This window comes from Luteibacter sp. OK325 (assembly GCF_003050935.1).
Taxonomy (GTDB): domain Bacteria; phylum Pseudomonadota; class Gammaproteobacteria; order Xanthomonadales; family Rhodanobacteraceae; genus Luteibacter.
In genome coordinates, this window is the sequence record NZ_QAOX01000009.1 from 187,678 (window position 1) to 199,460 (window position 11,783).

13 protein-coding genes are annotated in these 11,783 nt (G+C 64.2%); 5 read left to right on the plus strand and 8 right to left on the minus strand.

Annotation, left to right across the window (positions count from 1 at the left end; translation table 11 throughout):
• Position 1 precedes the first annotated feature (1 nt).
• Genes araG through C8J98_RS18315 form a run of 3 tightly spaced genes read right to left on the minus strand, consistent with a single transcriptional unit; the run spans position 2 to position 3,551 of the window.
• On the minus strand, positions 2 to 1,528 hold the full coding sequence (araG, locus tag C8J98_RS18305; protein WP_107914682.1) for an L-arabinose ABC transporter ATP-binding protein AraG: 1,527 nt from the start codon (positions 1,526 to 1,528) through the stop codon (positions 2 to 4).
• A gap of 2 nt (positions 1,529 to 1,530) precedes the next feature.
• The gene (locus tag C8J98_RS18310; protein ID WP_107914684.1) at positions 1,531 to 2,523 is read right to left on the minus strand and encodes an arabinose ABC transporter substrate-binding protein; all 993 of its coding nucleotides are present in this window, start codon (positions 2,521 to 2,523) and stop codon (positions 1,531 to 1,533) included.
• A gap of 29 nt (positions 2,524 to 2,552) precedes the next feature.
• Positions 2,553 to 3,551 (minus strand): 2-dehydro-3-deoxygalactonokinase, encoded by a 999-nt coding sequence (locus tag C8J98_RS18315; protein WP_107914741.1) that lies wholly within the window; start codon positions 3,549 to 3,551, stop codon positions 2,553 to 2,555.
• Between the two features lie 26 nt (positions 3,552 to 3,577).
• Here C8J98_RS18315 and C8J98_RS18320 point away from each other — a divergent pair, with 26 nt between their 5' ends.
• On the plus strand, positions 3,578 to 4,531 hold the full coding sequence (locus C8J98_RS18320; protein ID WP_107914686.1) for a LysR substrate-binding domain-containing protein: 954 nt from the start codon (positions 3,578 to 3,580) through the stop codon (positions 4,529 to 4,531).
• Between the two features lie 458 nt (positions 4,532 to 4,989).
• Here C8J98_RS18320 and C8J98_RS18325 read toward each other — a convergent pair whose 3' ends face one another.
• The 5 genes from C8J98_RS18325 to rpsU form a co-directional block, all read right to left on the minus strand.
• The gene (locus tag C8J98_RS18325) at positions 4,990 to 5,604 is read right to left on the minus strand and encodes a DedA family protein (RefSeq protein WP_107914688.1); all 615 of its coding nucleotides are present in this window, start codon (positions 5,602 to 5,604) and stop codon (positions 4,990 to 4,992) included.
• 91 nt (positions 5,605 to 5,695) lie between these two features.
• On the minus strand, positions 5,696 to 7,429 hold the full coding sequence (gene dnaG, locus C8J98_RS18330; RefSeq protein WP_107914690.1) for a DNA primase: 1,734 nt from the start codon (positions 7,427 to 7,429) through the stop codon (positions 5,696 to 5,698).
• Positions 7,430 to 7,480: 51 nt separating this feature from the next.
• Complete coding sequence (locus tag C8J98_RS18335; protein WP_107914692.1) at positions 7,481 to 7,654, minus strand: DUF1328 domain-containing protein; 174 nt, start codon at positions 7,652 to 7,654, stop codon at positions 7,481 to 7,483.
• A 186-nt stretch (positions 7,655 to 7,840) separates the two neighbouring features.
• A complete protein-coding gene (locus C8J98_RS18340) occupies positions 7,841 to 8,284 on the minus strand; it encodes a GatB/YqeY domain-containing protein (RefSeq protein ID WP_107914693.1) in 444 nt (147 codons plus the stop codon).
• Positions 8,285 to 8,422: 138 nt separating this feature from the next.
• Positions 8,423 to 8,638: a 30S ribosomal protein S21 gene (gene rpsU / locus C8J98_RS18345; RefSeq protein ID WP_029213735.1), complete on the minus strand. Its 216-nt coding sequence runs from the start codon at positions 8,636 to 8,638 to the stop codon at positions 8,423 to 8,425.
• A gap of 93 nt (positions 8,639 to 8,731) precedes the next feature.
• On the opposite strand from rpsU, the gene tsaD reads away from it, so the two are divergent.
• From tsaD to C8J98_RS18365, 4 genes are all read left to right on the plus strand, one after another.
• On the plus strand, positions 8,732 to 9,745 hold the full coding sequence (gene tsaD, locus C8J98_RS18350) for a tRNA (adenosine(37)-N6)-threonylcarbamoyltransferase complex transferase subunit TsaD (RefSeq protein WP_233260281.1): 1,014 nt from the start codon (positions 8,732 to 8,734) through the stop codon (positions 9,743 to 9,745).
• A gap of 89 nt (positions 9,746 to 9,834) precedes the next feature.
• The gene (folB, locus tag C8J98_RS18355) at positions 9,835 to 10,194 is read left to right on the plus strand and encodes a dihydroneopterin aldolase (protein ID WP_107914695.1); all 360 of its coding nucleotides are present in this window, start codon (positions 9,835 to 9,837) and stop codon (positions 10,192 to 10,194) included.
• Entirely contained in the window at positions 10,191 to 10,709 is a 519-nt protein-coding gene (gene folK, locus C8J98_RS18360; RefSeq protein ID WP_107914697.1) for a 2-amino-4-hydroxy-6-hydroxymethyldihydropteridine diphosphokinase, read from the plus strand. Before folB ends, folK begins: the two co-directional genes overlap by 4 nt.
• 74 nt (positions 10,710 to 10,783) lie before the next feature.
• Positions 10,784 to 11,635: a DUF6159 family protein gene (locus tag C8J98_RS18365; RefSeq protein WP_107914699.1), complete on the plus strand. Its 852-nt coding sequence runs from the start codon at positions 10,784 to 10,786 to the stop codon at positions 11,633 to 11,635.
• Positions 11,636 to 11,783: the final 148 nt, after the last annotated feature.

An 11,783-nucleotide genomic window follows, 5' to 3' on the forward strand; every position in this document is an offset into this window, starting at 1 on the left:
CTCAGGTGTTCCTTATCGGGGTGGCGCTGGCGCCTTCGGGAAGCGCGGCGGCGAGCACGTCCGCCTCGTTCGCCTCGGTACGGTGGAACTGCGCGGTGATCCGGCCTCGGCACATGGTGACGACGCGGTCGGACACACCGAGCACTTCGGGCAGTTCGCTGGAAATCACCACCACGGCAACGCCGCGTTCGGCGAGTTCGTAGAGGACGTTATAAATCTCGTTCTTCGCACCCACGTCGATGCCACGGGTGGGCTCGTCGACAATCAGCACACGCAGGTCTTTCTCGGCCAGCCAGCGTGACAGTACGGCCTTCTGCTGGTTGCCGCCGGAGAGCAGGCGGATCTCCTGGCGACGATTCGGCGTGCGAATGCGCAGGCGATCGATATAGGTGTCGGCGACCTTCGCCTCGTTACGGTCGTTGACGAACAACCCCGCGACGAGATGGTTGCGGCGCGCGCTGATGTTGATGTTCTCCGCCACCGAACGCACACCGATGATGCCGTCTTCCTTGCGGTCTTCCGGACAGAACACCAGGCCATGCTGGATCGAGTCACGGATGTGCGACGCCTTGATCGATTCACCGTCCACCTGCACGGTACCCGCCGTGCGGCGGTCCGCGCCGTAGATCACGCGCATGACTTCACTGCGGCCTGCGCCGACGAGGCCGAAGAAGCCGACGATCTCGCCGGCCTTCACCTCGAAACTCACCGGAGCCGGCACGGCACGTCCGGTCACACCCTGCACGGCCAGACGCACCTTGCCGTGTTCGCGCGGACGGTAACCGAAGATGTCACTGATTTCGCGGCCGACCATGCGCTGCACGAGCTGGTCGCGGGTGACGCCTTCGAGCGTATCGAAGTCGGCCACTTTGCGGCCGTCGCGGAAGATCGTCGCCGCGTCGCAGAGTTCGAAGATCTCGTCCAGGCGATGCGAGATGTAGATCATCGCCTTGCCCTGCGCACGCAGGTCGCGCACAAGCCGGAACAGCACCTCGGTCTCGCGATGGGACAGCGAACTCGTGGGTTCATCGAGGGCGAGAATCTTCGCGTCGCGAAGGATCGCCTTGACGATCTCCACCATCTGCCGCTGGCCGATGGAAAGCTGCTTGAGCCTGGCGCGTGGATCGAGATCCACGCCAAGCGCGTCGAGTTTCTCGCGCGTCCAGGCGAGCGCCTTGCGGCGGTCGACCAGACCGAAACGGGTTGGCAGCCGGCCGATCAGCAGGTTCTCCATCACCGAGAGCTCCGGCACGTACTGGAGCTCCTGGTGGATCACCGCCACGCCGGAGGCAATGGCATCGGCTGCCTTGCGGAAGTGCATGGCCTGGCCGTCGATCGCCACCTCGCCCTCGTCGGGGATGTACTCCCCGCCGAGGATTTTCATCATCGTGGACTTGCCTGCCCCGTTCTCACCGAGCAGGCCATGCACGCTACCGGCGCGCACGGCGAAGCTGACATCGCCGAGCGCACGCACGCCCGGAAAGGTCTTCCCGATATGCCGGAATTCCAGGCGTGGTGCGTCGGTCATCGTCAAAGACCCATTTCCTTACGGATCTCGGCGACATTCGCGCGGGTGGTGAGCATACCGGTGGTCTCGGTGAGCGCCGGCGGTGCCTTGTCGTTCTTGATCCACTCGTACATGTTCACCGAGGTTTCATAGCCGTGACGCTTCGGGCTGATAAGTACGCTGCCGAAGAAGCCGGTGGGTTCGGCCTTGGCGAACTCGTTGAGTGCCGACTTGCTGCCGCCGATGCCCACGCCGATCATGTTGTCGGCGCGGAAACCGCGACCTTCCGCGGCACGCACGGCACCGAGCACGGCTTCGTCGTTCAGGCCGAAAGCGATCCAGTGCTTGAACTTCGGGTTCTGCGTGATCGCGATATTCGCCGCATTGAAGGCGTTCTCGGTATCGGTCTTGGCTTCGGGCGCGTTGATCACGTTGGCCTTGGGGAAGCCGGCCGCGGCGAGCGCGGCGACGGCGCCATCGGTACGATCCTTGGCGGTGGGCAACTGGTCGTAGGAGATGCGCAGCGCACCGGTCTCTTCCGGCTTCCAGCCCCGCTTCTTCATTTCATCGGCGATGGCCTGGCCGACCTGCTCACCGATCTTTCTCGCCGAGATGCCCATGTGCGGCACCGACTCGATGGGCTTGCCTGAGCCGTCGATGAGACGGTCATCCACGGTCATCAGCTTGAGCTTGTCGATCTTCGCCTTGGCCACGATGGAAGGGCCGAGCTTGACGTCCGGTGTGCAGATGACGAAGCCCTGCGCGTGCTGGGCCTTCAGGTTGTCGATCGCAGTGAGCACCGTGCCACCATCGGGCGCGGCGATCTTGACCAGGGTGAAGCCTTTTTCCTTGGCGGCCTGTTCGGCGTACTTCCACTCGTCCTGGAACCAGGGTTCTTCGGCCTGTTTGACCACGAAACCGATCTTGACCGGCTCATCGGCCGCGAAGGCCGGTGCGGAGGCCATGGCCAGTGCCACGGCAAGGGCGCGTAGGCCCAGGGCAATTTTCATCTTCATGCGTTCCCTCCTCGAATGACTCGTTGTTTTCAGTCGACCAGGCCGCGCCGGCGGGCCACGGCGATAGCGCCGTATCCCGCGAGGTCGCGCTGTTCGTCATCGCCCAGCACCGTCACGGTACCGGAGAAGAAATCGTCGCCCTCGACCAGCCGCGCGATCGCTTCGCGCAGGATCGGCTTGCCGCTGACAACGAAGCGTGTACCCGGACTCATCCGGATCGCGCTGGAATTCTTGAGCGTGAGCAGGTCGGAGCCGAGCACGGCGCCGAGCAGGAAGTTCGCCCGGGCGTTGGCGTCGTACACGGCGAACTGGTCGAGGATGCGCACGCTGAAGCAGGCGCGACCCAGGCCGATCTTGTTCGCCGAAGCGGCGCCGGCCAGGAGCATTTCGGCATCGATGCGCTTGGCGAAACCCTCTTTCAGCGAGCCGGCAAGAATGGTGTCGTGCGAGATCACGTGGAGCAGCTCGCCCGCCAGCGTGGTCACGCAGCCATCGATATGGCCGTTCTTGTCAATGCTGACGAACTTTGAATGGGATCCCGGGAGGACCACGACCGTCGGCTCCTTGAGGCCGAGGCGCTCGACGAGGGCGAAGGATTCGACCTCCTCGCCACGCATCATGTCCATCGCCTCGCAGTTGTGCAGGCCGATGTGTTCCACCGCGTTGCGTACGCCGGGTACGAACCAGATCGGCGCGTGCCAGACATTCTCGACCAGGTGCTCGCGCATGGCCTTGGCCATATCGTCGATGCCTGCCGGTGCCGGCACATGCGGAATTTCGCAAAGTCCGACGTTCGAGGTGATCATGCCGGAGGCCACGGCGAGCCCGATATCGGCCCGTTCGACCTGGGCCGACGCCAGCGCTTCGGCAATGGTTTCGCGGACGCCGTCCTCGAGTCGCTTCGTGCTACCGGTGATCGCGGTATCGCGTACACCGACCTGCCGCGCGGCCTGCGCGACCACCTCGCCGTCGGTCCAGACGGTGACGCGGGTATTGGTGGTGCCGGTGTCGATGGTGAGGATGTTCATCGCGGGTCCGTTCGAAAGCGCCATGGATGATTGGCGTCACCTGTCGAGACAGGCAAACTAGAATTTCTCCGGGGCTTCCCCAAGTTTTTTTGAATGAGTTCGCAATGAAGCGGTCGCTACCCCTCAACGCCGTGCGAGTCTTCGAACTTGCAGCGCAACATCTGAGCTTCACCAAAGCGGGTGAAGAGCTCTCGTTGACGGCGGCTGCGGTCAGTGCGCAAGTCAAATTGCTCGAGGCCTACCTGGGTACGCCACTTTTTGTGCGTAGCAACAATCGACTGTCGCTGACATCAGCTGGTGAGAACTATTTCCCCCGCGTCCGTGACGCTTTTCGTGCACTGCAGCATGCGACCGACCAGGTCATGGGCGAGCGTAGCGCCTCGTTGAGGGTCTCCGTTCCGCCCACCTTCGGTACGAAATGGTTGGTGCCGAGGCTTTTCCGTTTCTTTTCGAAGCACCCGGACATCGCTGTTGAAGTCGTGACCGATGCCGCTGACGAGGCGGGTTGGGACCTCGCCATCGACGATCGCCTCAGCGAAGGCAGTGAACAATCCATCCTCGCCACGAGCGCCTACACCCCTGTTTGCGCGCCAGTGCTGGCCGATCGCATCCACGGGCCGGCCGATCTGGCCGACCACCTGCTGCTGCATGAGCGGCCCGGTCGTCGCGCCGCGTCCGCGGTGAGTTGGGAGCAGTGGTTCGAACGCGCCGGCTTCGAGACCGCCGTGGTCTCGCGCGACATGGGCTTCGGCGATGGCACGATGATGTTGCAGGCGGCAATCGAGGGGCAGGGCGTGGCGTTGGCTCAGGACCTGCTCGTCGCCTATGACCTCGCCGCGGGCCGACTCGCCGAGCCGTTCCGGGTCGACGTGCCGCTGCGGCACACGTACTACCTGGCGATCTCGCGTGACGCGGTGTCGCGTGAAGAGACCATGGTGTTTCGTGAGTGGCTGTTCGCCGAAGTGTCGTCCAACAAATAACGCTTTTTACGGGCTGGGGGCGCTGTGGGCTCGGCTTCGCCATCGTGGTTGCGCGTGTGCCTTGAGGAAGGAGCCTCGCCAGCTGCCATTCTCGTCACTAAGTCCTCGTCCGGCCTTCGCCTCCCTGCGGAGTCGTTCCGGGAACGGCACCCGACGAGTCCCCTCAACGCATGAGGTTGCTGGGGGCAGGGCGAGAGCTACGAGCACGCACGGCACGTGCCTGTGGGAGCCGATTCATCGACGAAAGGCGATACGGCTATACCGCTCCGTTGGCTTTTCGCCGCTGAAGCGGCTCCCACATGTCCTTTTTCGCCGATGAATCGGCTTCTTGTATCTTGGGCATGCCTCCCGCAGGGAGGCGAAGGCCGGACGAGACTTAGTGACGAAAATCCCCACCGACGCCGCCCCTGCCTAGTCGCGCACGAATCAAGCGCGATGGCGAAGCCGGGCCCTCGGCCTCAGCAGTCCCGCGTGGCCTTCTTGCGGCGCCACCACAGCGCGGCGAGCGCAATCAACGCGCCGGCGATCGCCAGCCAGATGCCGGCCTGCCCACGGTGGATCCACATGGCCAGCCATTCGTGGTTGTGCGCACCGAAATAACCCAGGTACACCCACAGCGGCACACTGATCGCAGCGGCAAGGCCGTCGAGCAGCAGGAAGCGGAAGAAGCCCACTCGGTGGGTGGCGCCGGCGGTGATGAACACCGCGGTGCGCATGCCCGGCAGGAACCGGGCGACGAACATCATGCGGTTGCCGTAGCGCTCGAACTTTTCCTGCACCTTGGCGTAGCGCTCGGGGGTGAGCAGCCGGGCGACGAAGCGCCAGCGCAGGATGCGCGCGCCGAAGTGGCGACCGAGCAGGAACATGGTGGAATCGCCGACCAGCACGCCGGCCATGCCCACGCCGACCATGGTATGGACGTCGCCGTAACCCAGGCCGGTGATGATGCCGCCGGCGACCAGGGTGATGTCTTCCGGCAGGGGCGCGCCTGCTCCGCAGAGCATCAGGGCGAGGAAAACGGCCGCATAGCCGTTTTGCCCAAAGAGATCGACGAGGTGATTCAATAAATCCATCAGCGACGCGCAAGTCCGGCTCCGGCCGGTCCCCTCAGGGTACGAGGTCCGGATGATCCCACGGATCGCGTTAATCTCGCGGTGCGGCGCATCATTCTGCGGTTCTCGTCCTGGCGGCCGACGACAGAACGCGATACTCAGCCTTCTCGGTGTCGTCAATGCTCCCTTCGCGCATCCTAAGTGTCAGATATTCCTTTCTTTGATCGATCGCCTGTCGCTTCATTTGTTCCAGCGCATCGAGGAACTCGACCCGTTGCATAGCGGTATCGCCGACACTTTCCGCTTGCATGAGCTTTTGCAGCGGCGCGTACTCAGGACGGTCGAGAAAATACTCAACGAGCACCGCCGGATTGATGCCGGGACGTGAGCGGGCCACGTCGATCAGTTCCGAAAGCAAATGAACGCCAGGCTTTTCGAGGCGTAGGAAGGCATGGGGCTGCTCAACTTCGTCGGCCAGGGTGGGCTGGGCCAAAAGCAGCCTGATAGCCGCCCGGACCAGGCTGGGTTGTGTCCCTGCCGGGCGCGCCTGGCTTGCCCGACTCGGCGCCGGTTCCGGTTCGAGCACGGCCTTGGCGCCCGTGCGGCGTTCCAGCTCCTGGCCCATGAGGTCGCGGAAGGCGCCGTCGGGGAGTTTGGCAATGAGCGGGCGCGCGCGTTCGGCGAGGCGGGCGCGGCCGTCCAGGCGGCTGACATCGACGTCCCGCGCCAGCTCTTCGAAGAAGTACTCGGACATCGGCATGGATTCCTTCATGCGCTTTTCGAAGCCGTCCTTGCCCTCCTTGCGCACGAGGGTGTCCGGATCTTCCCCGTCGGGCAGGAACAGGAAGTGGGCCTGGCGGCCGTCGCGCATGCGCGGCAGCACCGATTCCAGCGCGCGCCAGGCCGCCGCCTTGCCGGCGCGATCGCCGTCGAAGCAGAAATAGACGTCGGGTGCCGTACGGAACAATACCTCGGCATGCTCGGGCGTGGTCGCCGTGCCCAGCGTGGCGACGGCGATCGGAAGCCCCGCTTGATGCAGGGCGATCACATCCATATAGCCCTCGACCACCATGATCCGGGTGACAGTCTGGTTGGCCTGCTTTACCTGCCACAGGGCGAACAGCTCCTTGCCCTTGTGAAACAGGGGAGTCTCGGGGGAATTGAGGTACTTCGGGCTCTGCTCCGACGACAGCACGCGCCCGCCGAAGGCGATCACGCGGCCACGGCGGTCCAGGATCGGGAACATCACCCGCTCACGGAACCGGTCGTATTTGTTACCGCGCTCGTTGCTGGCCACCATGCCGGCTTCGTTGAGTAGCTGGCGCCGGCGATCGTTCGTGCCCAGGGCCTTCATGACGCCGTCGAAACCCGCCGGTGCCCAGCCAATGCGAAAGCGCTTGACGATGTCCTCGTCCAGGCCGCGACGGTCCACGTAGGAGGTGGCTTCGGGGCTGTTCCCCAGCTCGCGCTGGTAGAAGCTGGCGGCCTCGTCGAGGAGGGTATAGAGGTCGCTGCGGTCTTCGCGCGGTTTGTCGTCGCGGTTGCCTTCATAGGGCACCTTGAGACCGGCGGACTGCGCGAGTTCCTCGATGGCGTCGGGGAACTCGAGGCGGTCGTAATCCATGAGGAACTTGATCGCGCTGCCGTGTGCGCCGCAGCCGAAGCAGTGGAAGAACTGCTTCTGCGGGCTCACATAGAACGAGGGCGAGCGCTCGTTGTGAAACGGGCAGCAGGCGGTCCACTCGCGCCCCGCCTTTTTCAGCGGGACGCGACGCTCGATCACGTCGACGATATCGACGCGGGTCAGCAGTTCGTCGATGAAATTGTCGGGAATTCGGCCACGCATCAGTCGCCTAGGATGCCATGCATCCGCGTCCGAATGGAGTCCGGATGTCCGTCAGAAGGCCAGGTGGAAGACGCCGATGACGGCCAGGATCGCGATCACGAACAGGATCAGGAAGATGGCGAAGCAGACTTTGGCGATCGTCGCGGCAATGCCCGACACGCGACTGAAGCCCAGCGCGCCGGTAACCAGCGCGATGAGGCCGAAGATAATGGCGTACTTGAGCATAAGGTTCCCCCGTCAGCGCCGGCGGAACGTCCGCCAGCCGCGCGGCGGAGAATGATGACAAGCGTGTGGCGTCGTTGTGAAATCTGTTTTTGTAGGAGCCGATTCATCGGCGATTGGGTGCTTGCGGCATCCTGGCCCGCTTCGCGGGATCGCCGATGAATCGGCTCCTACAGGGCGGTTGCTCGCTTACGCGAGCCGTGCCTTAATTTTGCCGGCCACCGAAGCCATATCCGCACGGCCGGCCGCTTTCTCCTTGATCAGGGCGACTACCTTGCCCATGTCGCGCGCCGTGGTGGCACCCGATTCGGCGATGGCGGCGTCGATGATGGCGTCCAGCTCGGCCTCGTCGAGCTTGGCCGGCAGGTAGGCGCCGATCACGCCCATCTCGTAGCGCTCGATGGTCGACAGGTCGGTACGGCCTGCTTTGTCGAACTGCTCGATGGAGTCGCGGCGCTGCTTCTGCATCTTTTCGAGCGCCGCCAGGACCTGGGCGTCGTCCAGCTCGATCCGCTCGTCGACTTCGCGCTGCTGGATCTGCGCCTGGATCAGGCGGATCACGGCCAGGCGGTCCTTTTCGCCACTCTTCATGGCGGCCTTCATGTCTTCGGTGATCTTTGCCTTGAGGCTCATGCACTTTCTCCGGGACGACGAAAAGCCGGCTTTACCTTTCGGCAAAGCCGGCTCGGGATTTCCGCTCTGAATACACCGGGCAGCGCGCAGGGCGCCTGCCGAGGTACCATACCCGGTCACGAAGGACCGGGATGGGCATCAGTACATGCGGGTCCGGCGCGTCGTGTCGCGGGACAGACGGCGCAGGTGACGCTTCACAGCAGCGGCGCGCTTGCGCTTACGCTCCTGGGTCGGCTTTTCATAAAATTCGCGCTTACGCGTTTCGGCCAGCACGCCAGCCTTCTCGCACGTACGCTTGAAGCGGCGGAGGGCAAGCTCGAAAGGCTCGTTCTCGCGGACTTTAACGCTCGGCATGGAAACTCCACTTGATTAAACTGACCCGGAGTACCCGGGCGAGCCGTGGATTATAACGTGATCGATTCGAAAAATTCAAAGCCTGTTTTAGGCGTGGAAACCTCCTGTGACGAAACAGGGGTGGCCCTGTTGCGCTGGGACCCTGAAAAACCGGGCCGTGGCCTGCTTTCGCACGCCCTTTTCAGCCAGATCGCCCTGCATGCCCAATACGGCGGCGTGGTGCCCGAACTGGCCAGCCGGGATCATGTCCGCAAGCTGGTTCCGTTGGTGCGCGAAGCTCTGAAGGAAGCCGGGCTGACCCCGGCGGATCTCGGCGGCGTGGCCTATACGGCGGGGCCCGGCCTGGTCGGGGCCCTGCTCGTGGGCGCCTCGGCGGCCCGCGCCATGGCCTGGGCGCTCGGTGTACCGGCCATCGGTGTCCACCATATGGAAGGTCACCTGCTGGCGCCGCTGCTAGAAGACGACCCGCCGGAAACCCCGTTCGTGGCCCTGCTGGTCTCCGGTGGCCACTCCATGCTGGTCGAGGTCAAGGCGATCGGTGAGTACACCATCCTCGGCGACACCCTCGACGATGCCGCGGGCGAGGCCTTCGACAAGACCGCCAAGATGATGGGCCTTCCCTATCCGGGCGGCCCCGCCCTGGCGAAGCTGGCCGAGCAGGGCACCCCGGGCAAGTTCCGGTTCTCGCGCCCCATGGTCGACCGCCCGGGGCTGGATTTCAGCTTCTCCGGCCTGAAGACCCAGGTGCTGCTGGCCTGGAACGCCAGCGACAAGACCGACCAGACCCGCGCCGACGTGGCGCGGGCCTTCGAGGAAGCCATCGTCGATACCCTGGCGATCAAGTGCCGGCGCGCGCTCGAGGCTACCGGGGCGAAGCGGCTGGTGATCGCCGGTGGCGTCGGTGCGAACAAGCGCCTTCGTGAGCAACTGGCCGAGGCTGGGATGAAGGACGGTTTCCGGGTCTATTTCCCGCGGCTGGCCTTCTGCACCGACAACGGGGCGATGATCGCGCTGGCCGGCGCGATCCGACTTGCTTCGGGCCAGCATCAGGACGCCACGATCGAAGTGCACCCTCGCTGGAGCCTGGAAAGCCTGCCCGCGGCCTGACGTGCGGGGCGCTACTTGCGCGGCCGTACTTGCGTAATGCAGGTCGGTCGCGGACTCTGTAAGGCCCTCTTTGTGCGCCACGACCCTCCATGGATATCGTCTTCATCGAAGACCTGCGTATCGACGCGGTCATCGGCATTTACGACTGGGAACGCCGGATCCGGCAGACCCTGTCGTTCGATCTGGAAATGGCCTTCGACAACCGCCGTCCGGCGGCCAGCGACGATATCGCCGATACACTCAACTACAAGTCCATCTCCAAGCGCCTGCAGTCGTATGTGGAAGCGTCGAGCTTCGGACTGGTGGAGACCCTGGCGGAGCGTTGCGCCGACATTGTGCGCGAGGAATTCGGCGTGGCCTGGGTGCGTTTGAAGCTGTCCAAGCCTGGTGCCGTGCGTGGCGCCAAAGCCGTGGGCGTCCGCATCGAACGCGGCACCCGACCGGAATGACCCGAACCGGCCGTGCGTACCTGAGCCTCGGCTCCAACATCGACGCGGAGCGTTGGCTCGCCGCCGCGGTGGCCGAGCTGCGTGATCGTTTCGGTGAACTCGATATCTCGCCGGTGTATCGCAGCGCCGCCGTCGGCTTCGACGGCCCCGATTTCCTCAACCTCGCGGTGGCGATCGACAGCGATCTCGCGCCCGAGGCGTTGAACGACTGGCTGCACGCGCTCGAGGACCGGCACGGTCGCATCCGTGGCGGTGCGCGCTATGGCTCCCGCACGCTCGACGTGGACATCGTCCTTTACGACGATCTGGTCCTGACCGGGAAGGGGCATCTCAAGCTGCCGCGCGGTGAACTGCGCCATGCTTTCGTCCTCAAGCCGATGGCGGACATCGCTCCCTCCGTCCGTCATCCTGTCGACGGCCGGACCATGGCCGAGTTGTGGGCGGTCTTCCCGAAGGAACGCGAGCCGTTGACCGTGGATGACGCGTGCACCACGGCGGTCGAGGCTTTCCGTTAGGCGAACGGCTCTGGCGAACTCCTGCCCCAAGGTGCTACAACGCGTTCCACCAAGGGGCCAAAGGGAATATGGGAATGGGTAAGTTCGCACGTAGTTGGGCGCTCATGAAGGCGAGCGCCAACATCCTCCGCCAGGACAAGGAGCTGATGCTCTTTCCGCTTTTCGCGGGACTGGCTTCGCTTGCCGTGATCGCCACCTTCGCGTGGCCGGTGTTCACCCTCATCGCGCATCACCGCGCCGGCTTCGAAGGCGAGCGTGGGCATGCCTCACCGATGTTCATGCTGGTGAGCTTCCTGTTCTACTTCGTCCAGTACACCGTGGTGATCTTCTTCAACACCGCGTTGGCTTCGGCGGCGATGATTCGCCTGGCTGGCGGCAATCCGACCGTGGGCGACGGCATTCGCCTTGCCATGGGCAAGCTGCCGAACATCATCGGCTACGCGCTCATTGCCGCCACGGTGGGCATGATCCTGCGCGCTCTGCAGGAACGCTTCGGCATCATCGGTCGCATCGTCGTCGGCATGCTCGGCTTCGGCTGGACCGTGGCCACCTTCCTGGTCGTGCCGGTGCTCGCCGCGCAGGACGTCGGTCCCATCGAAGCGATCAAGCGCAGCACATCGCTGTTGCGGGACACGTGGGGTGAAAACCTCATCGGCAATGCCGGCATCGGCGTCGCGGGCGGCCTGCTGACCTTCGGCCTGATCCTGATCAGCGCCATGCTCTTCATCGGCGCCGTCGCGACGCACTCCGTCGTACTGATGTTCGTCGTCGGCGCCGCCGCCGTGATCGGCCTCGTCGCCCTCAGCCTGTTCCAGACGGCGATGCACGGCGTCTACTCGGCCGCGCTGTATCGCTTCGCCGAAGACGGTGACCCGGGACAGGGCTTCGATCGCGCGCTGATCGAGTCGGCGTTCCGCCAGAAGTAAATTCCCAGCGCAGGTAACAAAGAAGGCCCCGAGGAAATCGGGGCCTTCTTTGTTGTAGATGCTCTCTTGGCGGTCAAGCGTTCTTGAGATGTTCGGGGCTAAAGAGCTTCGAGGTATCGAAGCTCTCGTCGTTGCGGATGCAGGCCCA

Coding starts and splice junctions, on each gene's coding strand:
- araG (WP_107914682.1), bottom strand. CDS start 1,528: ATGACCGACGCACCACGCCTGGAATTCCGGCATATCGGGAAGACCTTT.
- C8J98_RS18310 (WP_107914684.1), bottom strand. CDS start 2,523: ATGAAGATGAAAATTGCCCTGGGCCTACGCGCCCTTGCCGTGGCACTG.
- C8J98_RS18315 (WP_107914741.1), bottom strand. CDS start 3,551: ATGAACATCCTCACCATCGACACCGGCACCACCAATACCCGCGTCACC.
- C8J98_RS18320 (WP_107914686.1), top strand. CDS start 3,578: ATGATTGGCGTCACCTGTCGAGACAGGCAAACTAGAATTTCTCCGGGG.
- C8J98_RS18325 (WP_107914688.1), bottom strand. CDS start 5,604: ATGGATTTATTGAATCACCTCGTCGATCTCTTTGGGCAAAACGGCTAT.
- dnaG (WP_107914690.1), bottom strand. CDS start 7,429: ATGCGTGGCCGAATTCCCGACAATTTCATCGACGAACTGCTGACCCGC.
- C8J98_RS18335 (WP_107914692.1), bottom strand. CDS start 7,654: ATGCTCAAGTACGCCATTATCTTCGGCCTCATCGCGCTGGTTACCGGC.
- C8J98_RS18340 (WP_107914693.1), bottom strand. CDS start 8,284: ATGAGCCTCAAGGCAAAGATCACCGAAGACATGAAGGCCGCCATGAAG.
- rpsU (WP_029213735.1), bottom strand. CDS start 8,638: ATGCCGAGCGTTAAAGTCCGCGAGAACGAGCCTTTCGAGCTTGCCCTC.
- folB (WP_107914695.1), top strand. CDS start 9,835: ATGGATATCGTCTTCATCGAAGACCTGCGTATCGACGCGGTCATCGGC.
- folK (WP_107914697.1), top strand. CDS start 10,191: ATGACCCGAACCGGCCGTGCGTACCTGAGCCTCGGCTCCAACATCGAC.
- C8J98_RS18365 (WP_107914699.1), top strand. CDS start 10,784: ATGGGTAAGTTCGCACGTAGTTGGGCGCTCATGAAGGCGAGCGCCAAC.